The 22738-nt window shown below is 62.1% G+C and carries 16 protein-coding genes and 2 pseudogenes; 13 read left to right on the forward strand and 5 right to left on the reverse strand.

The features are described 5' to 3' along the window. The first annotated feature begins 251 nt into the window (after positions 1–251). From ku to RAD16_RS09670, 3 genes are all read left to right on the forward strand, one after another. Entirely contained in the window at positions 252–1172 is a 921-nt protein-coding gene (gene ku / locus RAD16_RS09660; protein WP_458157634.1) for a non-homologous end joining protein Ku, read from the forward strand. A 282-nt stretch (positions 1173–1454) separates the two neighbouring features. Continuing rightward, a complete protein-coding gene (locus tag RAD16_RS09665; protein ID WP_458157635.1) occupies positions 1455–1958 on the forward strand; it encodes an NUDIX domain-containing protein in 504 nt (167 codons plus the stop codon). Then, positions 1955–2419, forward strand: a complete 465-nt coding sequence (locus RAD16_RS09670; RefSeq protein WP_458157636.1) for a metallophosphoesterase family protein — start codon at positions 1955–1957, stop codon at positions 2417–2419. The genes RAD16_RS09665 and RAD16_RS09670 overlap by 4 nt, the downstream gene beginning before the upstream one ends. Positions 2420–2500: 81 nt before the next feature. On the opposite strand, the gene ligD (RAD16_RS09675) is transcribed toward RAD16_RS09670, so the two are convergent. Then, positions 2501–3448: a non-homologous end-joining DNA ligase gene (gene ligD / locus RAD16_RS09675; RefSeq protein WP_458157637.1), complete on the reverse strand. Its 948-nt coding sequence runs from the start codon at positions 3446–3448 to the stop codon at positions 2501–2503. A gap of 143 nt (positions 3449–3591) precedes the next feature. On the opposite strand from ligD (RAD16_RS09675), the gene RAD16_RS09680 reads away from it, so the two are divergent. Continuing rightward, positions 3592–4194 carry a cell envelope biogenesis protein TolA gene (locus RAD16_RS09680; RefSeq protein WP_458157638.1) on the forward strand — a complete coding sequence of 201 codons (603 nt, stop codon included), beginning with the start codon at positions 3592–3594 and terminating at the stop codon, positions 4192–4194. Positions 4195–4281: 87 nt separating this feature from the next. Here the strand turns inward: RAD16_RS09680 and RAD16_RS09685 are convergent, their stop codons facing one another. After that, positions 4282–4485, reverse strand: coding sequence for a hypothetical protein (locus RAD16_RS09685; RefSeq protein WP_458157639.1), 204 nt, complete (start codon positions 4483–4485; stop codon positions 4282–4284). Positions 4486–4839: 354 nt separating this feature from the next. After that, on the reverse strand, positions 4840–5760 hold the full coding sequence (ligD, locus tag RAD16_RS09690) for a non-homologous end-joining DNA ligase (protein ID WP_458157640.1): 921 nt from the start codon (positions 5758–5760) through the stop codon (positions 4840–4842). A 104-nt stretch (positions 5761–5864) separates the two neighbouring features. On the opposite strand from ligD (RAD16_RS09690), the gene RAD16_RS09695 reads away from it, so the two are divergent. Further along, the gene (locus RAD16_RS09695) at positions 5865–6053 is read left to right on the forward strand and encodes a DUF3606 domain-containing protein (protein ID WP_091881179.1); all 189 of its coding nucleotides are present in this window, start codon (positions 5865–5867) and stop codon (positions 6051–6053) included. 42 nt (positions 6054–6095) lie between these two features. On the opposite strand, the pseudogene RAD16_RS09700 reads toward RAD16_RS09695, so the two are convergent. Both RAD16_RS09700 and RAD16_RS09705 read right to left on the reverse strand, forming a co-directional pair. After that, a pseudogene (locus RAD16_RS09700) lies at positions 6096–6358 on the reverse strand (hypothetical protein). A gap of 1111 nt (positions 6359–7469) precedes the next feature. Further along, entirely contained in the window at positions 7470–9680 is a 2211-nt protein-coding gene (locus RAD16_RS09705; protein WP_458157641.1) for an ATP-binding protein, read from the reverse strand. A gap of 1053 nt (positions 9681–10733) precedes the next feature. On the opposite strand from RAD16_RS09705, the gene RAD16_RS09710 reads away from it, so the two are divergent. The 8 genes and pseudogenes from RAD16_RS09710 to RAD16_RS09745 all read left to right on the forward strand — a co-directional run bounded on the left by RAD16_RS09710 (position 10734) and on the right by RAD16_RS09745 (position 22730). Next, positions 10734–11696 carry an ArdC family protein gene (locus RAD16_RS09710; RefSeq protein ID WP_458157642.1) on the forward strand — a complete coding sequence of 321 codons (963 nt, stop codon included), beginning with the start codon at positions 10734–10736 and terminating at the stop codon, positions 11694–11696. Between the two features lie 103 nt (positions 11697–11799). Next, positions 11800–13917, forward strand: a complete 2118-nt coding sequence (locus RAD16_RS09715) for a ParB/RepB/Spo0J family partition protein (RefSeq protein WP_458157643.1) — start codon at positions 11800–11802, stop codon at positions 13915–13917. A gap of 185 nt (positions 13918–14102) precedes the next feature. Next, positions 14103–18422, forward strand: coding sequence for a strawberry notch-like NTP hydrolase domain-containing protein (locus RAD16_RS09720; protein WP_458157644.1), 4320 nt, complete (start codon positions 14103–14105; stop codon positions 18420–18422). Continuing rightward, positions 18422–19483, forward strand: a complete 1062-nt coding sequence (locus tag RAD16_RS09725; protein ID WP_458157645.1) for a DUF7146 domain-containing protein — start codon at positions 18422–18424, stop codon at positions 19481–19483. The genes RAD16_RS09720 and RAD16_RS09725 overlap by 1 nt, the downstream gene beginning before the upstream one ends. 338 nt (positions 19484–19821) lie before the next feature. After that, positions 19822–20784 (forward strand): DUF2493 domain-containing protein, encoded by a 963-nt coding sequence (locus tag RAD16_RS09730; RefSeq protein ID WP_458157646.1) that lies wholly within the window; start codon positions 19822–19824, stop codon positions 20782–20784. Between the two features lie 16 nt (positions 20785–20800). After that, positions 20801–21034 carry a hypothetical protein gene (locus tag RAD16_RS09735; RefSeq protein WP_458157647.1) on the forward strand — a complete coding sequence of 78 codons (234 nt, stop codon included), beginning with the start codon at positions 20801–20803 and terminating at the stop codon, positions 21032–21034. Positions 21035–21233: 199 nt separating this feature from the next. Further along, positions 21234–21681: pseudogene (locus tag RAD16_RS09740) on the forward strand (YbaK/EbsC family protein). 212 nt (positions 21682–21893) lie between these two features. Continuing rightward, the gene (locus RAD16_RS09745) at positions 21894–22730 is read left to right on the forward strand and encodes an N-acyl homoserine lactonase family protein (protein ID WP_458157648.1); all 837 of its coding nucleotides are present in this window, start codon (positions 21894–21896) and stop codon (positions 22728–22730) included. Positions 22731–22738 lie beyond the last annotated feature (8 nt).

Below are 22738 nucleotides of genomic sequence, written 5' to 3' on the forward strand. Positions count from 1 at the left end.
TGGATATTGGCCAGTGACGAGAGCACGTCGTGCCTCTGCGCCGTACCAGCCTCGAACTGCGCCAGTACATGCCGGAGGTCTTCCTCCAGATTGCAGAGCTCGTCTCGCGTCATTAGAACATAAGAAGAACAAATGTCGAGTCCGACTAGGCCGACGCTGAGAAAAATCCTCCTGTGGGGACGGGTCGCGATGTCGGAACCAAGCCCTGTCGTTCGTCTTGAATCCGGTATCAGTATCGGAGTTCCCCCGGCATGGCCCCGCGCGCTAACTGGAAGGGCTTCCTGCGTCTTTCCCTCGTCACCTGTCCGGTCGCGCTCTATCCGGCCACCTCGGAATCCGAAAAAGTCTCATTCAACCAGCTGAACCGAAAGACCGGCCACCGCATCAAGTACGCCAAGGTCGACGCCGACACCGGCGAGGAGGTCGACAACGAGGACATCGTCAAGGGATACAAGGTAGACACCGATACCTTCATCGAGGTGACCAAGGAGGAGCTTGAGAACGTCGCGCTGGAATCGACGCGAACCATCGAGATTGACGAGTTTGTCGACCGCAGCGAGATCGATCCACGATATCTCATTCGCCCCTACTATCTGCGTCCCGACGGTAAAGTTGGGCACGATGCCTTCGCCGTTATTCGAGAGACCATCCGCGAGATGAACAAGGTCGCCATCGGTCGCGTAGTGCTGACCAATCGCGAGCACATCATCGCGCTCGAGCCACTCGACAAGGGATTGATGGGGACATTGCTGCGCTACCCGTACGAAGTCCGTGCCGCGGATGAGTATTTCGAGGATATCCAGGATGTCAAAGTCACCAAGGACATGCTCGACCTCGCCAAACACATCGTCAATCAGAAGGCGGGCCATTTTGAGCCGGACAAGTTCGAAGACCAGTACGAGACTGCGCTCATTGATTTGATCAACCAGAAGCGCGCCGGCAAACCAATCACCGCGAAAGCGCGTCCCCGCGGCGAGAACGTGGTGGACCTGATGGATGCGCTGCGCAAGAGCATCGGAAGAGAGGGGGCGTCCGCGACAGAGGCCCCCAAGAAATCAGGAAAAAAGCCGCGCAAGGCGGCGGCCGGGCAGAAGGAAATGCTAATGCCGATCGCAGGCAAGAAGCCGGCGAAGGAGACCGCGGCGAAGAAGCCGCAGCGGAAGTCGGCTTAGGTGCCGTGAAGCATCCGTTGACGCCGGACGGCCCAACTTCGATGCCCGCGGCAGACTCTGGAGAATGGCAAATCCCATCTTAACTAGGTCACCCGAGATCATCTCGTCGGTCGTCTATTGGCGATCAGGTGGGTCGGTGCGCGCGCCAGGAAGGCCGCCGACCGCGAGGCCGAAGTAACGGTGCATGGGACGTGGACGAGGCTAAGCAGGCGCTCGGCGAGCGCGGTCCGGTATGGCGGGACGGCTCGCCGGCGCTCGATTGCTCTGCAAAGTAGGAGCGATATGGCTGCGGTGAAAAAAACTTCCAGGAGATCGACCTCGAGCGCGGGGATTCTCGCATACCGCAAGGGCGCTCGTGGGCTCGAGGTTCTGCTCGTTCACCCCGGCGGTCCGTTCTGGCGTAACAAGGATGATGGCGCCTGGTCCATTCCAAAGGGCGAAATCGATGCCAATGATGCTCCGGAGAACGTCGCGCGACGCGAGTTTGCCGAAGAACTCGGCCCGAGCGCTTCGATTGGTCCACTCCAGGCGCTGGGGGAAGTCCGACAGCGAGGAGGGAAGCGCGTCAGCGCATTCGCCGGCGAGGGCCACTTTGATCCGGCAGCGCTGACCAGCAATACCTTCGATATCGAATGGCCGCCCCGAAGCCGTCGACGGCAGAGCTTTCCCGAAGTCGACCGCGCGGAATGGTTTGATATCGAGCTCGCGCGGACCAAGATGCTGTCCGCTCAGGTAGAGTTTCTCGATCGTCTATTGGCGATCGCGATTGAGAGCACCGGCAAATGATGTTCAGGATCGGAATCATTTCGGACACGCACGGCCTGTTGAGGCCCGAGGCGGAACGAGGCCTGGCGGGCGTCGATCACATCATCCATGCCGGCGACATTGGGCGCCCCGAGATCGTCGACGCGCTTCGCCGGATCGCGCCCGTCACGGCCATTCGTGGAAACGTGGACGGTGGCGAGTGGGCTCGCGACTACCCCGACACGAACCTTGTGCGCCTGGCGGGAAAATCGATCTACGTTCTGCACGACTTGAAGACGCTGAAGGCCGGACCCGGCGCTGGCATCGACATCATCGTCTCCGGGCATTCCCACGTGCCGAAGATCGACACGGTCGGTGGCGTTCTCTATCTGAATCCTGGCAGCGCGGGACCCCGGCGTTTCAAGCTGCCGATCACGTTTGCGACGCTCGAACTCACGCCCGACGGCATGCGACCGGAAATCCACGACCTTGGAGGCGACTGAGTGCCACCGCGGAGGGAATTCACACCGGAGGAGGCGAGTGCGGCAATCGTTCCGTTTGCCGGGTTACGCCGAAGGGAAGCTCTACTTGCGCGGACGTTCTCGCTCACGCACGACGTCCTTCGCCCGCTTGTCGGACCTGAGCCCGAGGTAGACGGGCTGGCGCAATTCGCCCTTGCTCGTCCACTCCGCAAATTTGACCTCGGCAACCAACGAGGGCCTGACCCAGGTCGTGGCGGCCTCGTCCTTCACTTTGGCAGGGAAGGGTGATTTAGGCGTCGTCAGCTTCACGAGCTTGGCATAGAGGTCTTCCAGGACCTTGTGGCTGAAGCCAGTGCCGACATGTCCGATATAGCGCCATGTGTCGACTTCCCGCACGGCGAGGACCAGGGCGCCGAAGAACGGCCGGGTGCGCTTGGGCGCTGTGAAGCCCGCGATCACGACTTCCTGCCGGTTTGCTGTCTTGATCTTCAGCCAATCCGCCGTCCGGCTTCCGGACGCATACGCGCTGTCGGCGCGCTTCGCCATGACGCCTTCCAGACCCTTCCGCTCGGCCTCGGCGAAGAATTTCGTGCCGCTCGCTTTGCGGTGACGGCTGAAGGCGATCAGGCGGTGGCTCGGCAGGATCGCTTTCAGCCGCTCCTTGCGCTCGAGAAGAGGCTGTTTGCGCAAGTCAACTGCGTTCTGAAACATGAGATCGAAAGCGCAATACAGGAGCTTCGCTTCATGGCGCAGCGCGTTCTGAAGCAGTTGGAAATGCGAGACGCCGTCCTTTCCGATCGCGACGAGTTCGCCGTCGATCACGGCGTTGCCTTTCACGCCCTCCAGCGCTTTGGCGACTTCGATATAGCTGCGGCTGATGATCTTGCCGTTGCGGCTGTAGAGCGAAACCTTGCCCCGTCGGATTTCCGCGATCATCCGAAAGCCGTCGTACTTGTCCTCGAAAACCCAGCCGGGGTCGTCGAACGGCGCATCAGTGAGCGTAGCGAGCATCGGCTGCAGGCGCTTGGGCAGGGTCGACGTCCGGCTCATTCGAGGCCAATCCTTAAGAGCACGTTGCGAAATGCATGGACGTCCTTCAAGGATTAGGGAACGCTTCGGGACCACGTCGTGTTCCGCAGGCATCGTGGCGTGCGAGACGTCGACGATCGACCGGGCGAGCGCGGATCAGACCGATGGCCAGAAAACTGAAGACCTATCAGACCTCGCTGGGCTTCTTCGATCTGGCGATCGCCGCTCCCTCCATGAAAGCGGCTCTCGAAGCCTGGGGCGCCGACAGCAATCTCTTCCACCAGGGCGCGGCGAAGGAAAGCGATGATCCGGACGTCATCGAGGCGACCATGGCTGCGCCGGGCGTCGTCCTGAAGAGACCCGTCGGCTCCAACGGGCCATTCAGGGAGCATGCCGAGTTACCTACCGACCTTGCCGGCGGCAGCTCAAAAAAGACAGCCCGCCATCAACCGCGGAAGCCTTCCAAGCGGGCCAACGACGATGCGGCCGACCGGAAGGCCGCACTTGCTTTCGAGAAGGCGCAGATGCGGCGGGAGCGCGAACGTGCCAAGGAAGAGGCCGCCCGGCAGAAGGAGCGCGAGCGACGGCAGCACGCCGTCGATAAGGCGCAAGGTGCCTTGGACGCTGCCCGTCGAAAGCACGACGAAAAAGCCGCTGACATCCGACAAGAGCTCGGGGTTCTTGAGGAAAGCGCGCGGGACGAGGAAGCGCGTTGGGAGAGGGAGCAGGCCCGGTTGGAAGCCTCGTTACGACGCGCCCGAGGTTAGGTCTCGAAGTGTGACCGTCTCGATTCTTAGCATTAACGCCTGCTTTGCCGCCGAGATCGGAAAATCTAAACTGCCAGGTCTCCAGTCTTAGCCATTGCGCTCTTCCCGCAAGATGCGCTCCAGATCATCCTCGAAGATGTTTTGCGTTGCTTCGAAGAGAGCCAGGAGCTTCAGGGCTTCCGCGGTGTTTGCACCGCCATTGCTGACCAACGTTTTCTGCCTTTCGACGATCTGGCGTCCTCCGGCAACATGGCGCCGGGCAAGGATGAGACGTTCGGAATCACGAGACATTGGTCGCTCCCGCTGCAGGCGGGAGCGCGATCGGTCTCTCAGCCACCGGTGCCCGCGGGCAGAGTGCCATTGCCGGTGATGACCGGATCATACTCCGTTTCGCGAATTCGGACACTGTCCAATTCAAGCCGGTCAATGTTGAATGGTGCGTCTCGAGCGGACGTGCTCAGACTGGGCGATCTCTTGTAAACTATCGGTCGGAAACCGCCCGCGCTGCGGCCTCATTGACCTTTGCGCGGTCCCGCCTGTCCTCCGGAGACAGCTCCATCACCGCTCGATGGAGCTCCGCGGTGATCGTCAGCGGACTATCGAGCGGCTTTTTCGCCCACTCCCAGAAGCGGTCAAAAGCATCCATTATAGATCCTCCCGAAGCCCCCTGAAGAAGGGATGGCGGATTTTCCCCTCCGCTGATTTCGCACGGTACTCTATCTCCGCCAGCAGCTTGGGCTCGACCCAGATTCCTTTATGCGCAATCCGCTTTGCATAAGGCTGCGTCTTGCGGATCAGCGGCCTCAGACGCTTCTGAAGGTCGGTAGCTGATGCCTTGTCGAACCCATGGTCCACCTTCCCGGCATAGACCAGATCGTCGCCTTTCCGGCGGCCGAGGTAAATGCCATCCCACTTGCCTTCATCGATGGCATAGCCGGCAATGGTCAGCGTCTCACGCTGCACGCAGGTCTTCTTGACCCAGTCATTCGTGCGTCCCGCCGGATAGGCGCTACCCCGTACCTTCGAGACGACACCTTCGAGGCCAAGCCTGCAGGCGTGCGCAAACATCTCGCGGCCGTCGATCTCGAAGCTTTCGCTGAACTGGATGTCGGTGCCGCCTACGATCTTCTTGAGTTCGGCTTTGCGCTGAAAGAGCGGTAGCTTCCGGATGTCGCGGCCGTCCAGATAGAGCAGATCGAACGCTACAAGCACAATACTCTTCGATTTGCCCTTGAGCTCGTTCTGCAGGACCGAGAAGTCGGTCGTGCCGTCGGCAGCCGGTACCACGATCTCGCCGTCCACCACCGCCGAGTTTGCCTTGATCCGCCAGGCGTCATGAGCGACCTTCCTGAAGCGATACGTCCAGTCGTGACCGCGCCGGGTGAAGATCTTCGCCGTCTCGTTGGCCAGATGGACCTGAACACGATAGCCGTCGAACTTGATTTCGTGAATCCAGCGGTCTCCGGACGGCACCTTCTCGATCGAAGACGCCAGGGCCGGTTCGATGAAGCCGGGGAGAGACGCCTTGACGCCGATATCCGCCGGCTTTTTACGCTGAAACGCCACTGAAGAACTCCACGCTACAGCCGATTCAAATTGGCACAGTTCGAATCGTTCTGGAACCTGCGAATCTCTGTCGCGTTGCTTCGATGTCACAACAGGAGGCACCGATGGCGGTAGCGAAGAAGAGCAAGACGGCGCGCGGACGAAAACAAGACCGGGCGCGGGTGGCCGGCGGGCAGGATTACGAAGTGCAGTACGAGGCGAAGAAGACCGGAAAGTCGGCGCCGGCGGTGAAAAAGGCCGTCAAAAAGGTCGGTAACGCGCGCAAGCGTGTGGAGAAACGGCTGGGCCGCTGAGTAGGAAAGGCGGGCTAGCGTCCTACGATAGCGGCCGACCTTCTAGCCAGAGGGGCATTCAGGGCAGGTATCACCGATCGAGTCCAGCACGTCGCGAATCGCGGCCTCCGCAGCTTGGGGGAGATGCCTGCTGGCGGATCTCGACGGGCGATGTCGAAGGCCCGCTCTCGCGCATGCGGATCGGCGCGGTCCTGCATCCAGCCGTGGTCCTCGCACTCGCAGATGGCGCCCGCTTCGTTCAGCACGTTGATCGCCCAACCGCGCAGGGTGCGGATCGCCGGCCGTCTCTGCTTGGTCATCAGCATTGAAAGGTTCTCCCACGCTGAGACGAATCGTTTAGTCCCGCAGACGTTCCCCATCGCTAACACACGACTGGGATTCCGGATCGTGGGATCTCGTGGCTTTTCGAAGGCCGAATTTTCCAGCCGGCCAGGTGCCAGGGCGGGCAAAACGAACTGAAGAAACCGTTTTCCGATACTTCAGACGTCCGAGTTCAGGTGGTTGCTCCTAGTCCGTTTTGCGCGTGCGGCTGTCGCCGCACCGGGCTTTCGTGAACCGAGCCGCGCAGCGTCTCGGCCTTGCGGCTTCGATCCCTCGCGCACGAGCAGGCCACGCCCCTCGCGGGGCAGAAACGAAAACCGGACCTTTATGCAGCAGCCACCTGCATAAAGGTCCGGCCTTATCTTAGCGTGCCGCGATACCGAACGGCTGCAAAGGACGCTTCATATCCTTTGGGAAGGTCTCGCTATTCATCCGGGTTGCGACCCGGAGGCGGCAATAGATCAGTAGCCGATACGACTACTTCTTTTTCTTTGAAGTCTTCTTTGCCACCTTCTTGGTAGCTGCCTTCGCGGTCTTCTTTGCCTTCTTCGCTTTCTTGGCCATGTCGTCCTCTGTAAGAATTGGCTCTCAGTGAACATGCCCACGCCGTGCATAGACATGCGCACGAGTGAGACGATATCACAAAAGCAAAATTGATACCAAGGAGACGTAAATCCGCATTGAGCCGCTCGCCGGAGGCACTCGCCCTCGGGCCCGCCGTCATTGCATGCCGGCGTCGCTATCACTGCCCTTCGGGTCGGGTGCCTTCTTAACCGGTCTCGCGACTGCACTCGGTCCCGGGTCCCGCCGCTACGCGTCGGCGCTATGCTGACCCTCCTGCGGGTGCCTGTTTGCCGGGTCTTGCGACCGGTAGCGGTCTCCGCTTCGCTCCGCCCATAGGCCTCTCTTCTAAGCCGCGCACCTCGCGCGCAAACCTGATAGAGGGCCCTAGTCGCGTTCATACGGTCGCGGCGTCGATCGCGGGACTTGGGACCGCGACGGCGAACGGCGGTTTCGTGACGGCGTCGTTGTCGACCGTCACTTCAATTTGGTGGCTGACCCTGTAGGAAGATCAAGTTGGTCAACCGCCTGTGATCAAGCGTCCGCTTGGTCCAACACGTCGCGCACCTTTGCGGCAAGGTCGGCGAAACTGAAGGGCTTGACGATCAGCTGCACGCCCTTGTCGAGACGGCCATGGTGAATGATCGCATTCCGTGCGTAACCGGTTGTAAACAGGATCTTTAGCGACGGTCGAAGCGCCCTTGACTGGGCGGCGACCTGGGCACCGGTCATCCCGCCCGGAAGAACAACATCCGTGAACAGGAGATCGACGCGCGGCTCGCGATCCAGTAGACGCAGTGCGGCCGGCCCATCATGGGCCTCCAGCACGCGATAACCGAGCTCGCGCAGAATGTCGGCCGTGTAAGCCCTTACATCGTCGTCATCCTCGACAACCAGAATTGTCTCTTCCTGTGCAGCCTCAGGATTTAGCACTTCCTCGGGAGTCATCTCGGTGGTGGCATCGGCAGCCAGGCGGGGAAGATAGAGCTTGACGGTGGTACCTTGAGCGACCTCGGAATAGATCTTGACGTGACCGGCCGACTGCTTGACGAAGCCGTAGACTTGGCTGAGACCAAGACCGGTGCCCTTGCCAACCGGCTTGGTGGTGAAGAAAGGCTCGAAAGCTTGCGCAACCGTCTCCGGGTCCATGCCGGCGCCGGTATCGGTGACAGAGATCACGACATACTGGCCGGCGACCACCTCGCTATGAGCCGCGACATAGGCGTCATCGATATGCGCGTTGCTCGTTTCGATCGTCAATCGACCCCCCTTCGGCATGGCATCCCGGGCGTTGACGGCAAGATTGAGGATTGCGGCCTCGAGCTCGCCGGGATCGGCTTCCACACGCCACAAGCCAGCTCCGAGCACGGTCTCGACCGAGATGGCCTCGCCGAGCGTGCGATGGATCATCTCGGAGACGCCGTTCACCAGAAGGTTGACATCGAGCGGCTTGGGATCGAGAGGCTGCCGGCGCGAGAACGCGAGCAGCCGCTGGGTCAATGAGGCGGCACGTTGCGCGCCATTCATCGCATGACGCAAGGCGCGCTGTACACGCGGGGACTCCTGGGGCATGCTGCGCTGTAGTGTATCAAGATTGCCGATGATGACTTGCAGGAGGTTGTTGAAGTCGTGCGCGACCCCGCCCGTCAATTGGCCGACGGCCTCCATCTTCTGTGACTGCCGCAACGCCTCCTCATTCTTGCGTAGCTGTTCAGTGCGCTCAAGCACCTGTTTTTCCAGCGTGGCATTAAGCTGGACAAGCGCTTCCTGCGCACGCTTGCGTTCCGCGATTTCACGCCGCGATGCCTGAACGAGGCGTACATTGTCGATCGCAACCGCCGCTTCGGCTGCGAGCCCCGAAAGACCGCGCTCCGAGCGCTCAGTGAACACGCCGATCTTCGCATGACCGAAGAAAAGTCCGCCAAAAACCTCTCCTGTCCGGGACACAACGGGGACTGCCAGATAGCTACGGACCGGCAGATGACCTTCAGGCATGCCGCTGCGCGGGGTGTTTTTTCCATAGCGGGGATCTTTGGTGATATCGTCCGAGCGGACGATGCCCTCGCCGCCAAAGGTGGGTGCGAACACAGCGGTGTTGCGCGGCATCGGGAATTTGGAGAAGGCCTCCAGCGGAGCGCCGGACAGCGTATAAAGCATGTAGCTTTCGCCCGCTTCGTTCATCACATTGTAGAAGAAGGCGCCGAACTCGGCACCGCTCAGCTCGACACCGGCGTCGGTGACAATCTGCACCAAGCGTTGCAGATCCGGTTCTACTGCAAGGGCAGAGCTCGCCCGGTTGAGGATTTCGAGGGCGCGGCGCTCTTCGCGAATGATCTCCTCGGCCTGCCGTTGGCCGGTCCGGTCACGTAGGATCTTGACGAAGCCTACGATCGCTCCTCCGTCCTTAATCGGCGCCAGCTCGCCGACGGCCCAAAAGCGGCTGCCATCTTTTCGCAGGCGCCAGCCCTCCTCACCACCGCCTCGACCGTGCGCAATCGCATCCTGCATTTCTTCCAGCAAAGGCGCTGGTCCACCGTCTCCGGGAAAGATGCGTGCCAAAGAATGTCCAAGCATTTCTGCTTCGGTCCAACCGAGAAGCCGACTGGCGCCGCTATTCCAGCTGGTGACTAAACCATGCGGATCCGTGCTGATGATGGCCGTGTCTGCGGCACTATTGACGATCTGCTTCCAATGGGCCGCAGTGATCACAGAAAGGCTGCTCGGGATGCTATCATCGCTGTTCATCGCTTCTCTCGAAAATTCGCGAGTCCGGTGAACAACCAACGCTGCAGGAAGTGGAGATTACCGGACCGCTTGAATTAGTTTGGACCTCGGGTGTAGTTGCTGAGCTCCCTGGTTGTGACAAGGGCCAACGCCACTCGTCGTTAGGGGGTTCCGCCTCGCGTCGATCGCCGCAGAGCGTGCACGCAAAAAAGGCACGGAACAAAAAACGTCTGCGCGAACTTCTCGACTAAAATTCCGCTTTCTCAGCGGAATTCCTCCGTTTGCGCGCGTGCAGCTTTCGCCCCACTGGGCTCTCGTGAGCCGAGCCGCTTTGCGTCTCGGCCGTGCGGCGTCGATCCCTCGCGCAGAATAGAATAGTGGGTCGCTCGCCGGAGGCACTCGCTCTCGGGTCCCGCCGTCATTGCATTCCGCCGTCGCTATCACTGCCCCGAGTTCGGGTGCCTTTTTAACCGGTCTCGCGACTCGGTCCCGGGTCCCGCCGCTACGCGTCGGCGCTATGCTGACCCTCCTGCGGGTGGCTATTTTGCTGCGTCCCGCGAGTGGTCTTCGATTTCGCTCCGCCCACAGGCCTCTTTTCCATAATTGCGAGACTCCTGTGAAAATGGCGGGCGGTTCTCGTATCATTGCCTGCATCACGTTCGCTCAGGTTTAGGCGCGTGCGGCCAAGGCCGCACCGGGCTCTCGTGAACCGAGCCGCGCAGCGTCTCGGCCTTGAGGCTTCGATCCCTCGCGCTAGAGCTTTGGTGCTCCTCGCCGGGGGCACTCGGGAAAGGGGCTCGCCAGCGGCGATCTCTATCACTGCCCCGTTCCCGGGTGCCGCTATTGAACCGGTCTCGTCGCTGCACTCGGACCCGCCTGCCCCTTCGGGTCGCTATGCTCACGCTCTCCGGGTGCCATTTTCTGTTGAGGCGATGCGCCCTTGGGCGCACGCCTGATCGGGCCTGGGCCCCAGGCAGATTGCGAAGAGGCTGAGAGTAAGAGTGCAGGCTGGTTTTTCCGTGACGGGTTACAAGCTGCGAGAGAGGCTCGCGGTGCCCGTCGCGGAGACCCGCGATGTCAAACCCTAATGCTTGCGCGCGCGCCGGCCAGGACCGGGCGAACCTCTATACCGAAATCACCGACAGGATCATTTCCGAGCTTGAGTCCGGTCGCGTCCCCTGGGTTCAGCCCTGGGGTACGGCCGCGGCGAAGGCGCCGCTGGCGATGCCGAAAAATGCGTCGACCAACCGGCAATACAGTGGTGTTAACATCCTCATCCTCTGGGGCGCCGTGATCGAACGCGGATTTACCCGTCAAAGTTGGCTCACCTTCCGCCAGGCGCTCTCGCTTGGCGGTCACGTTCGCAAGGGAGAGCGCGGTACCACAGTCGTATACGCCGACCGTTTCGTGCCGAATGACGAAAAGCGGCGCGCTGCGGAGACTGGCGAAGACGCGCAGGCCATTCCATTCCTCAAGCGCTTCACGGTTTTCAACATTGATCAATGCGACGACCTGCCTGCGGAGATCGCAACGACGGCGCCGCCTCCGCCGCCAGGCCTGATCGAACCACGAGTCGAAAAGCTCATCAAGGCGACGGGGATCGACTTCCGCATCGGCGGCAACCATGCCTTCTATGCGCCGGCAGAAGATTATGTGCAGGTGCCGCCACCGCAAGCCTATTTCGAGCCGATCAACTGGCATCGGACGGCCCTGCATGAATTGGCGCACGCCACCGGCCACACATCACGTCTCAACCGTGACATGTCAGGCAGCTACGGTACCAAGAAGTATGCCTTCGAAGAGCTCATCGCGGAGATATCGTCTGCGTTTAGCTGCGCGTCGCTCGGTATCGTGCCGACCGTGCGTCATGCCGACTATATCGGCTCCTGGCTCGAAGTCCTGCGCGAAGACAATCGGGCCATCGTGCGTGCCGCCTCACAGGCGAGCAAGGCGGCGGATTATTTGCTCGGCTTCATTCCCGAGTCCATCGAGCCCACGTCGCTGGATTCGGTTGTCGCCGATCACGAGGCGGCGTGATGGTTGGCCTGGTGGCCGCGCCAGAGTGAGAGGAGGGGAGGCTGTGCGCGACGGGTTGGAAGCCGAGAGAGAGTCTCACGGCCGCCCGTCGTGGAGAGCCAAAATGATGAAAGCCGTACAAAAGATCACGCTGTCGCCTTCCCGGGACATTCCGTTCAACAAGCTCGTGCTCAGCCAGTCGAACGTTCGCCGCGTCAAGGCCGGTGTCTCGATCGGGCAGCTAGCCGAGAGCATCGCGCAGCGTACTCTTCTGCAAAGTCTGAGCGTCCGGGCCGTCGTTGACGCAGATGGCAACGAGACCGGCATGTTCGAGGTGCCGGCGGGCGGAAGGCGCTATCGCGCCCTCGAGCTTCTGGTGAAACAGAAGCGGATGTCGAAGACGCAGGCGGTGCCGTGCGTCGTTCGTGAAGGGGGCATCGCTGAGGACGATTCGGTAGCGGAGAACGATGAGCGGGTCGGCCTGCATCCGCTTGATCAGTTTCGGGCCTTCCAGACACTCCGCGATCTCGGCATGAGCGAGGAGGACATCGCCGCGCGCCATTTCGTGAACCCTGCCATTGTCAAGCAGCGCCTGCGCTTGGCGTCGGTCTCGCCGAAGCTGCATGAGGTCTATGCCGAAGATGGCATGACGCTCGAGCAGCTCATGGCGTTCTCAGTCACGGCGGATCACGCCCGCCAGGAGCAAGTCTGGGAGAACGTCAGCCGTTCCGGTTATGACGAGCCATACCAGATCCGCCGCATGCTCACCGAGAATACCGTACGCGGGTCTGATCGTCGGGCCCAATTTGTCGGCCTCGATGCCTATCAGCACGCGGGTGGCGGCGTTCTGCGCGATCTGTTCGAGCACGACGACGGCGGCTGGCTTCAGGACGTCGTGTTGCTCGATCGCCTCGTGACCGAAAAGCTCAAAGCCGAAGCTGAAACGATTGCTGCCGAAGGCTGGAAGTGGATCTCCGTCGCTGTAGAGTTCTCCTACGGTCACACTCAAGGCCTGCGAGAAATCGAAGGCAAGCCTGTCGAGCTCTCGCCTGAGGAGCAGGCCACCATCGATGCCCTGAATGCCGAGCAGGCCAAGCTTGAAACCGATTACCAGGATGCCGACGAGTTGCCCGACGAGGTCGACGAGCGTCTCGGCGAAATCGAGTCGGCACTGGCGGCATTCGAAAACCGGCCGATGCTTTACGAACCGACGGAGATCGCCCGAGCTGGTGTCTTCATCAGCATCGATTCTGAGGGACGCCTCTCCGTGGACCGGGGTTATGTCCGGCCAGAGGACGACGTGCCGGCAACCGATCCTGATATCGCGCAGCCCGCCGACCCGTCGTCGACCGAAGGGCAGGAGCCTAGCATTTCGGTCCAGCGCACGATCATCGCAGTCGCAGGTGGCGCTGCTGATGCCGAAGAAGATGATGAGGACGCGGCCAAGCCTCTGCCGGATCGGCTGATCACCGAGCTGACGGCGCATCGCACGCTCGCGTTGCGCAATGCGCTGGCAGAAAGTCCAGCGGTCGCGTTCCAGGCAGTGCTGCATAACTTCGTGCTGACGGCCTTTTATCGGTTTGCGTCGTCCGGGAGCTGTCTTGAGATCAGCCTGCGCACGCCGAACTTTCCAGCTCAAGCTCCAGGGCTGAGAGAAAGCGTCTCCGCCAAGGCTGTCGAGGCGCGGCATGAGGCCTGGAAGGCACGGTTGCCGAAGAGCGAGAATGATCTCTGGGATGCGTTGACGGCTCTCGATGGTGGTGCACAGGCATCGCTGTTCGCCCACTGCGCGTCATTCGCGGTCAACGCCGTCTATGAACCGGCCAACCGCTACAATCAGGGCCGTGTCTCCGCCCACGGTGTCCGCACGCGTCTTGACCAGGCTGATGTGCTGGCGCGCGCGGTCGGGCTTGACATGGTGCAGGCTGGGTGGCGGCCGACCGTCGACAACTATCTCGGCCGGGTCACCAAGCCGCGAATTCTGGAGGCGGTGCGGGAAGCCAAGGGCGAGTCGTCGGCGCAACTGATCGACCATCTGAAGAAGGCCGACATGGCCAAGGAGGCCGAGCGCCTTCTGGATGGCTCAGGCTGGTTGCCGGAGCCACTGCGTCTCGTCGATCCCGATGCAGCGCCAGTGGGGCAGGAGGGCGAAGCAGGCCCGCTGCCCGAATTCCTCGCCGATGAGGAGGATCAGGAGAACGGCGGCGACGACGATCCGCAACAGCTCGACGCGGCTGAGTGACATTATGGAGCGGGGTGGCTCCGGCTGTCCTGCGGTTGCTCGGGGACCGGCGCACAGCGCCGGTCCCCATTCTTATGGGCGAGGCTTGAGAGGGAGAGCCGGGCCGGGAAGGGTTTGAGCCGCCGAGGTCAGAGGAGAGCGCTTGGCGGTTCGACCCCTTCCTGCTCTCCGAAAGAAATCCTGCCATGACCGAATCTCTCGCCGGCGGCGCTGCCGCCGCGCCGCTCTCGATGCGTGCCGCTGCAAGTCTCACTTCCGCCGCTGTCAGGGCCGCGCGACAGCTGCTGACCGAGCTCGAACGCGGCCGGCGCATCGATGCCGCTGTTCTGCGTAGCGCCATGGAGGCTGCCTTCGGCGCCTCCGACGCGGCCGGCGCCTGGAACTGGAAGACCGCCTATGACGTCTGCGAGGCGGCAACCGTTCTGTTTCTTCGCAAGTTCGGACCGGCCATACGGGCCAGGGCTGGCTCGACGGCTGCCATGCTGCCGATGCTGGCGAAAGTCGCGAACTGTCTGCCGACCCATACGCGGCGCTCCGAGGATAGTCAGGCGCTTCAGCAGTTCTCGACGCCCATTCAGCTGGGACTCGTCGCATGCACCGCAGCTGGCATTACATCGGTCGATCGCGTTCTGGAGCCCTCCGCGGGGACCGGCTTGCTCGCCGTCTTTGCAGAACTCGCCGGGGCCGCCTTGATGTTGAACGAGCTGGCCGAGATCCGGGCGGGGTTGCTCAAGCATCTATTCGCGGGCGTTAACGTCACGCGGTTCGATGCTGCTCAGATCGATGACCACCTCGACGTGAGTGTCGCGCCGAGCGTCGTCCTGATGAACCCGCCATTCTCGGCACTGGCGAATGTCGATCGACGGATGGCGGATGCGGCTCTCCGTCACATCGCTTCAGCGCTCGCACGTCTTTGCGACGGTGGACGCCTCGTCGCTATCACTGGCGCCAGCTTCGCACCGGATAACCCAGCATGGCGAGAAGCCTTTGTGCGGCTCCAGGAACGCGGGCAGGTAGTGTTTTCTGCGGCGATCGACGGCGCCGTCTACGCGAAGCACGGAACACAAATCGACACACGGCTGCTTGTGATCGACAAGCTGCCCGCTGCCGATCCGACGGCTTTTCCTGCCTCGCCGGGCATGGCGGCCGACGTCGCTACCTTGCTTGATTGGGTGACCAAGCATGTGCCTACAAGGCCGCCTGTCGCCACGCCATCGGAGATCGCCCCTATCCGGTGGCCAGAGATGTCGCGATCGACCAGCGCTGTTGCACCGCGCTCATCGTCTTCTTCGATAGGCGCAGCGCCAGAAGGCGTCGAACTTACGTACGAGACGGTCGAATGGTCGCCGCCGGAAGGCGCCCGGCTGACCGATGCGATTTATGAGGAATACGGACTACAGTCGATCTGCATTCCCGGATCATGCGCACATCCGACCAAGCTCGTGCAGTCTGCCGCGATGGCGTCCGTTGCGCCACCGAAGCCATCCTATCGTCCGCACCTGCCGGCCAATGTCATGGACGACGGAGTTCTGTCGGATGCCCAGCTCGAGAGCGTCATCTATGCCGGCGAGGCGCATTCCGAATTCCTGGCAGGCTCCTGGACGGTCGACACGACCTTTGATGTCGTGGCCGCTGCGCGCGACGACGCAGAGAATGCCGTCCGCTTTCGCCGCGGCTGGTTCTTGGGCGATGGCACCGGCGCTGGCAAGGGGCGGCAGGTCGCAGGGATACTGCTCGACAACTGGCTCAAGGGCCGTCGCCGTGCCGTCTGGATCAGCAAGTCCGACAAGCTGATCGAGGATGCGCAGCGCGACTGGTCCGCGCTGGGCATGGAGCGGCTGCTTGTTACGCCACTCTCGCGCTTCCGGCAGGGCACGCCGATCCGGCTCGCGGAAGGCGTCCTTTTTACCACCTACGCCACGCTACGGACCGACGAGCGCGGCGAGAAGCTTTCGCGTGTCAGGCAGATCGTCGAATGGTTGGGCTCCGACTTCGACGGAGTGATCGTCTTCGACGAGAGCCACGCCATGCAGAATGCGGTCGGAGGCAAGGGCGAGCGCGGTGACCAGGCGGCCTCCCAGCAGGGGCGTGCGGGCCTGCGGCTTCAGCACGCTTTGCCGAATGCTCGCGTGGTTTATGTGTCGGCGACGGGCGCCACCACGGTCCATAACCTCGCCTATGCCCAGCGCCTCGGCCTTTGGGGCGGCGCTGACTTCCCGTTCGCTACGCGTGCGGAGTTCGTCGAGGCGATAGACGAGGGCGGCGTCGCGGCCATGGAGGTGTTGGCGCGCGACCTCAAGGCGCTCGGTCTCTACGCAGCCCGCTCGCTGTCTTACGAGGGCGTCGAGTACGATCTCGTTGAGCACCAGCTGACGCCGGAGCAGGTTCGCATCTACGACGCCTATGCCGGTGCGTTCAGCGTCATCCATAATAACCTCGATGCGGCGATGCGGGCCGCCAACATCACTGGCGCAACGGGAACGCTGAACGGACAGGCCAAATCAGCGGCACGCTCCGCCTTCGAAAGCGCGAAGCAGCGCTTCTTCGGCCACCTCCTGACTTCGATGAAGACCTCGTCGCTGATCCGTTCGATCGAGCACGATCTTGAGGCTGGACACGCGGCAGTCATCCAGATCGTGTCGACGGGCGAAGCGCTGATGGAGCGCCGGCTCGCTGAGATCCCGACTGAAGAGTGGGGCGACGTCCAGGTCGACATCACGCCGCGCGAGTATGTCCTCGACTATCTCGCCCACTCCTTTCCGGTCCAGCTCTACGAGCCCTTTACCGACTCTGAAGGTAACCTCTGCTCCCGGCCTGTCTATCGCGACGGCCAGCCGGTCGAGAGCCGGGAAGCCGTCGCACGACGCGACCGCCTCATCGAGAAGCTTGCATCACTACCGCCGGTACCGGGGGCACTGGATCAGGTCATCCAGCGCTTCGGCACCGAACTGGTCGCCGAGGTGACGGGCCGCTCGCGCCGCATCGTTCGCAAGGGCGACCGGCTGGTGGTCGAAAATCGAGCCGGTTCGGCAAACCTCACCGAGACCTCCGCTTTCATGGACGATGTCAAGCGCATCCTCGTGTTCTCCGACGCGGGCGGCACGGGGAGGAGTTACCATGCCGAACTGTCGGCCCGGAATCGCCGCTTGCGCGTCCACTACCTGCTCGAGCCCGGCTGGAAGGCCGATGCCGCGATCCAGGGCCTCGGCCGCACAAACCGGACCAATCAAGCGCAGCCGCCGTTGTTTCGTCCGATTGCGACCGACGTGAAGGCCGAAAAGCGCTTTCTCAGCACCATTGCCCGCCGGCTCGACACGTTAGGGGCCATTACGCGCGGCCAGCGTCAGACCGGAGGGCAGGGCCTGTTCCGGCCCGAGGACAATCTCGAAAGCCAGTACGGACATGATGCGTTGCGTCAGCTCTACACGCTGCTCGCGCGAGGCAAGGTCGACGGCTGCGCACTGGAGAGGTTCGAGGATGCGACCGGTCTGAAGCTCATGGATGCGAATGGGCTCAGGGACGAGCTGCCGCCGATCACGACGTTCCTGAACAGGTTGTTGGCGCTCACCATCGAGCTACAGAATGTCCTGTTCACCGCCTTCGAGCAGCTTTTGACCGCTCGGATCGAGGGCGCTGTCGCCTCCGGCACATACGACGTCGGACTGGAGACGCTCCGCGCTGAGCGCTTTGTCGTCACCGACCGGCGGACGATCTACGTCCATCCCGGCACTCGCGCCGAGACCCGTCTGCTCACGATTGCCCAGCGTCAGCGCAATCATCCTGTGAGTTTGGATGACGCTTTTGCTCGTCTTTCCAATCATGGTGTCCCGCTGATCAACGAGCGCTCCGGCCGGGCCGCCGTGCAGGTTCCGGCCCCGAGCATCATGCTCGACGACGGGGAGATCGAGCGCCGCGTCCGCCTGATCCGGCCTATGGAGCAGCACCAGGTCGCCCTGAACATGATGGTGGAGAGCCATTGGGTTGAGGCGGATCGCGAACGTTTTGCCGCGGCCTGGCTGGCGGAGCTTGCCGAGGTGCCTGAATTCACGGAAAGCACGATCCACGTCGTTGCGGGACTGCTGCTCCCGATCTGGAAGCGGCTGCCGAACGAATCGACCCGTGTCTATCGGATTCAGACCGATGCGGGCGAACGCATCATCGGACGGAAGGTTTCTGCCGCGTGGCTCGCAAGCGTCCTTGCGACGGACGCGCCTTCGCTGACGCCAGACGCTGCCTTTGCCGCGCTGATGGAGGGACGAACCGTCCTCGATCTCGCGGAGGGGCACCAGCTTCGCCGTGTCCGGGTAATGGGCGCATACCGCATCGAGCTGTCAGGTTTCAACGACACGATGCGCGATCGCCTCCGTGCTTACGGCCTCTTTGGGGAGATCATCTCCTGGAAGCTGCGCATGTTCGTGCCCACGGACGCGAGCGGTGTGGAGGTCCTGTCGAAAGTGCTCGACACGTATCCGGTAGCGCGCATCGGCGAGCGGGAGGCCGCCTGATGTCCCGCGATGCTTCCGAACTGGCACGCCGACTCGCGCGCGACGCGGAGGCGGTGTGCCGACACTATCTCTCCCACGGCAAGCGCGCGGGGCGATACTGGGTGGTCGGCGACGTCCACAATACGCCGGGCCGCTCGTTGTTTGTACGGCTCCAGGAATCGCCAAAGGGACCCGCTGGGAAATGGACCGATGCCGCGACCGGAGAACATGGCGATCTCCTCGACATCATCCGCGAAAGTCTGGCCTTGCGAGACTTTCGCGAGGTTGCCGATGAGGCGAGGCGATTTCTGAGGCTACCTCGTTCAGAGCAGCAACTGGCGCCGAAACCCATTCGTTCAGTCGCGCCGGCCGGATCGCAGGAAGCCGCTCGTCGGCTCTTTGCGATATCCAGCCCGATTGAAGGGACATTAGCCGAGGCGTACTTGCAGCGTCGCGGAATTACTTGCATCCACCATGGTGGCAGCTTGCGCTTCCACCCGCGTTGCTACTATCGACCGGACGAGCATTCGTCGACCGAAACCTGGCCGGCGATGATAGCCTCTGTCACGGACCTCGAGGGACGGATATCCGGCGTGCATCGCACCTGGCTCGATCCAGGCGGCTTTGATCGCGTGCGGCTCGGCAAGGCCCCGATCGACACGCCACGACGCGCCTTGGGCGATTTGCTCGGCAACGCTGTTCGTTTCGGCGTGGTGGACGACGTGCTCGCTGCCGGCGAGGGGATCGAGACCATGCTGTCACTGCGTTACGCACTGCCGACCTTGCCCATGGCCGCCGCGCTTTCGGCTAATCACCTCGCAGCCATGTTGCTGCCGTCTGGTCTACGCCGACTCTATATCGCCCGTGACGCAGATGCCGCCGGAGATGCCGTACAGGCCAATCTCACCCAGCGCGCAGAAGCCGCCGGCATTGAAGCGATCGCATTGTCGCCCCGGCTGGGCGATTTCAACGAAGATCTTCACATCTTCGGCATCGAGGCCCTCCGAGCAGCGTTGCTACTTCAACTCGTACCGGAGGACGTCGTCCGTTTCCTGCATTCGTCGATGGCAACCGCGGAATAGCCCAGGCAATTCGATGGGCGTCGACAGGTCGGTTGCGGTGCGGCCACTGCCGGAAGAGGACGCGACCACGGCCTTCTAGAGGGCGATCGGACGGCAAGCGGCTCGGGCCGGCAATGGCTGCGTCCGGCTATTTTCCGCCGCGCGCCGGCGACAAGAAGACACATTAGCCATCTGGCGAGCGCGCTTTGCATCGCGAAGCAAAATACCCGGCCTCCGCCATCCTCCGCTGCGCCTCGGCCCTCCGCTCTGCTCCGGGTTCTGGCTCGTTCCGCCTGCCGTCTGAGTGATCGCCACGAAGGCCGCGATGGTCGCGGCCGATCCGACAAAGGATCGCCTCCATGACCGACCACGATGACATCGAACCCCAGCACGCCGCATCTGCGACTGAACACGTTCTTACCGAATTGCAGCTCTTCGGTTACCGCCCCTTCGACGACCAGCCCGATCCACGGCCGATTCCCGAGGGCAGGATCATTACCGGTGCCGTCGCTGACATCTTCGATGCCCTGGTCGCCACGTTGAGCGACACGCGGCTCGAGCCGGACCTCCACGATCTGCTCTGGTCGACTGTCAACCTGTTCCATCGTGCCGTCGACCGCATCGGTCGCCAACTCGACGACAACGAACAGGCGCAACAGAAGAGTCAGCGCGAGCAGGACGGTTCCGAAATTCGATCCGTCGAACTCGAACGCATCACGGCGGAAGGCATCACCCTGATCGAGCGCCGCAACTGCCTGGAGATCTTCCGTGACCAGGCCATAGAGCGCTTTGAGACGCACACCGGCTCCCTCTGGCGCCCCCGATCGGGATCACTGGTGAACCATCGTACGCTGACCGCGGCGATGATCGACTCCCGCGACTTCATCGCGGCCAAGCGCCGCGCCGAGACCGAGGTCATGCTGCCCGCTGGGCCGAAGATCGTGCTTACCGGAGGGCTCGACTTCAACGACCACCACCTCATCTGGGATCGTCTCGACAAGGTTCATGCCAAGCATCCCGACATGGTCCTGCTCCACGGCGGCTCGCCGAAAGGGGCCGAACTGATCGCCTCCAAGTGGGCGACCATCCGCAAGGTACCTCAGATCGCCTTCAAGCCTGATTGGACGAAACATGCCAAGGCAGCGCCGTTCAAGCGCAACGACGCCATGCTTGAACTCCTGCCGATCGGCGTCATGCACTTCCCGGGTACGGGAATCCAGGACAACCTCGCCGACAAGGCGAAGCGGCTCGGCATCCCCGTTTGGAGCGACCCTCACGGTGCTCGCGTTATTCAGAGTCATCGAGGCTCGACTGCCGAGTGAGTTCTACGCCCACCACATGCTGCGCTTCGCCCGCGACAATGTTATGGGCGAAAGCGAGATCCACAAGTTGATCGGCGCTCACGGGTTTACCATCGCGAACCTTTCATACCGCCTCAGCGAGGGCGCGCAGCAATTCGAGTACCGGATGACGATCAAAAGCCGCGACAGGAGCAATGCCGAACGACTCGCCAGTCATTTGCGGGGCTTGCCAGAGGTTGTTGAGTTTCGCATTACGCCAACCGGCGATTAGGACCCTTGAGCCCCTCCGGCGCGGTCTGGATGTCAGCTATTGGTCGATTCCGTTGAAAAGGGCGGCCGTAGTAAGCCGATGTATCGGCGCGAGCACCGATGTTGCGCGGCCAGGCGAAGTGATAGGACATTGCCGGGACCTGATTGGCCGCTAAATCCACATCGTCCTCGCTTCGCTCCCCACAACGACGGTGCTAGATATCGCGCATTTCCAACGCCACCCCGCGCAAACGCACCCGCTTGCGGTCGCCGGCGTTGCCTTCGCCGTTCACACCGACGGCTACGATCCCGACACCGAGAGCATCGGACTGCAGCACTCGGCGAGGATCCTGCGCGTACTGAAAATGCTAAGGCGGTTGACAGGAAGCCGGTCCAGCACCGTCCCATCCGACCAGGAGTTCTCGATGAAGAAGCTCGCCGCTGGCCGCGGTGGCGAGTCGGCGCAGATGATGATGCCGCCTGAGGCGGAACACGTTGCCGGTTTCAGGATCGGTGGGGTCAGCCCTTTCGGGCAGCGTGGTCGAGCAGAGCGCGCTTGGGCAGGAGCAGGTCTATATCAATGGCGGTCAACGTGGCTTGCAGGTTCGGCTCAAACAAGCCGACGTGCGCGACGCTCTGAAGGTAGTCGTGGACGGCGTGGTCGCCTGAGCAGGAGGGGTTATCAGCTGCACCGCACAAAAATGTCAGCCCCGCGCAGCCTTATTTTATTCGCCCGCTTGCGTCCATTGAGTCTGCACAGCCGCGTTAGACTATGGTAGGGTGCTGCAATCCGCTGAAAAAAGTGCGTCGAAAACAGGGAGGGCGACATGCGGGTGATTGCGTTAAAGGTCCTTGGCTCGCTGGCCGCAGGACTTTTTTTTATGTCGGCAGCAGCGCTGGCCGCTGAAGCGCCCAAGGAGATGAAGCTCTACGTCTTCTCTTCGGGGGCGCTCAATCTCGACAAGTCGATCATTCAGAACGGCAGTAGCGGCAAGGTCCAAATCCCTGTCGGCTTCTTTCTGATCCGCCACCCTAAGGGCGACATTCTGTTCGATTGCGGCAACAACGACCGCATCATCAAGGATCCAGACTATTGGGGCCCGTTCGTCAAGGCGCTTGATCCGGGCCGTTCGCCCGACATCGCCATCGACGCGCAACTTTCCAAGATCAACGTGAAGCCGTCCGACATCAAATATGTCATCCTCGGCCACTTCCACGTCGATCACGCCGGTAACATCGGCAAGTTCCTGGATTCGACCTTCGTGTACCAGCGCGACGAGATGAGGAACGCGTTCTGGCCTGCGCCGGGCTACGCGACCTTCTTCATCACCGACGATTTCGCCATGCTGCGCAACAGCGTCGGCGGAGGAATGCCTTCCAAGTACAAGAGCATCGAGCTCGACGGCGATCTCGACCTGTTCGGCGACAACAGCGTCTTCATCCACCGCACCGTGTCGCATACGCCCGGAAGTCAGATTCTGGTCGTGCGCCTGCCGAAGACCGGCACGGTGGTGCTGACCAGCGACGCCGTCTATCTCCAGGAGAATCTGGACAAGAATATCCTGCCGAGCATCGGCAGCGTCTACGATCCGGTCGGCATGCTCGATGCCTACGCTTGGGTGAAGCGGGTTCGCGACACCGAGGGTGCCGACATCATCTATGCCCATGACCCGGATACGTTCAAGGCGCACAAGCATTCGCCCGAATTCTACGAGTGATTGGTCGC

Source organism: Bradyrhizobium sp. 18BD, assembly GCF_054185225.1.

Bases quoted from the DNA above. Each gene is read 5' to 3' on its own strand.
- ku (WP_458157634.1), top strand. From the start codon at position 252: ATGGCCCCGCGCGCTAACTGGAAGGGCTTCCTGCGTCTTTCCCTCGTC.
- RAD16_RS09665 (WP_458157635.1), top strand. From the start codon at position 1,455: ATGGCTGCGGTGAAAAAAACTTCCAGGAGATCGACCTCGAGCGCGGGG.
- RAD16_RS09670 (WP_458157636.1), top strand. From the start codon at position 1,955: ATGATGTTCAGGATCGGAATCATTTCGGACACGCACGGCCTGTTGAGG.
- ligD (WP_458157637.1), bottom strand. From the start codon at position 3,448: ATGAGCCGGACGTCGACCCTGCCCAAGCGCCTGCAGCCGATGCTCGCT.
- RAD16_RS09680 (WP_458157638.1), top strand. From the start codon at position 3,592: ATGGCCAGAAAACTGAAGACCTATCAGACCTCGCTGGGCTTCTTCGAT.
- RAD16_RS09685 (WP_458157639.1), bottom strand. From the start codon at position 4,485: ATGTCTCGTGATTCCGAACGTCTCATCCTTGCCCGGCGCCATGTTGCC.
- RAD16_RS09695 (WP_091881179.1), top strand. From the start codon at position 5,865: ATGGCGGTAGCGAAGAAGAGCAAGACGGCGCGCGGACGAAAACAAGAC.
- RAD16_RS09705 (WP_458157641.1), bottom strand. From the start codon at position 9,680: ATGAACAGCGATGATAGCATCCCGAGCAGCCTTTCTGTGATCACTGCG.
- RAD16_RS09710 (WP_458157642.1), top strand. From the start codon at position 10,734: ATGTCAAACCCTAATGCTTGCGCGCGCGCCGGCCAGGACCGGGCGAAC.
- RAD16_RS09715 (WP_458157643.1), top strand. From the start codon at position 11,800: ATGATGAAAGCCGTACAAAAGATCACGCTGTCGCCTTCCCGGGACATT.
- RAD16_RS09720 (WP_458157644.1), top strand. From the start codon at position 14,103: ATGACCGAATCTCTCGCCGGCGGCGCTGCCGCCGCGCCGCTCTCGATG.
- RAD16_RS09725 (WP_458157645.1), top strand. From the start codon at position 18,422: ATGTCCCGCGATGCTTCCGAACTGGCACGCCGACTCGCGCGCGACGCG.
- RAD16_RS09730 (WP_458157646.1), top strand. From the start codon at position 19,822: ATGACCGACCACGATGACATCGAACCCCAGCACGCCGCATCTGCGACT.
- RAD16_RS09735 (WP_458157647.1), top strand. From the start codon at position 20,801: ATGCTGCGCTTCGCCCGCGACAATGTTATGGGCGAAAGCGAGATCCAC.
- RAD16_RS09745 (WP_458157648.1), top strand. From the start codon at position 21,894: ATGTCGGCAGCAGCGCTGGCCGCTGAAGCGCCCAAGGAGATGAAGCTC.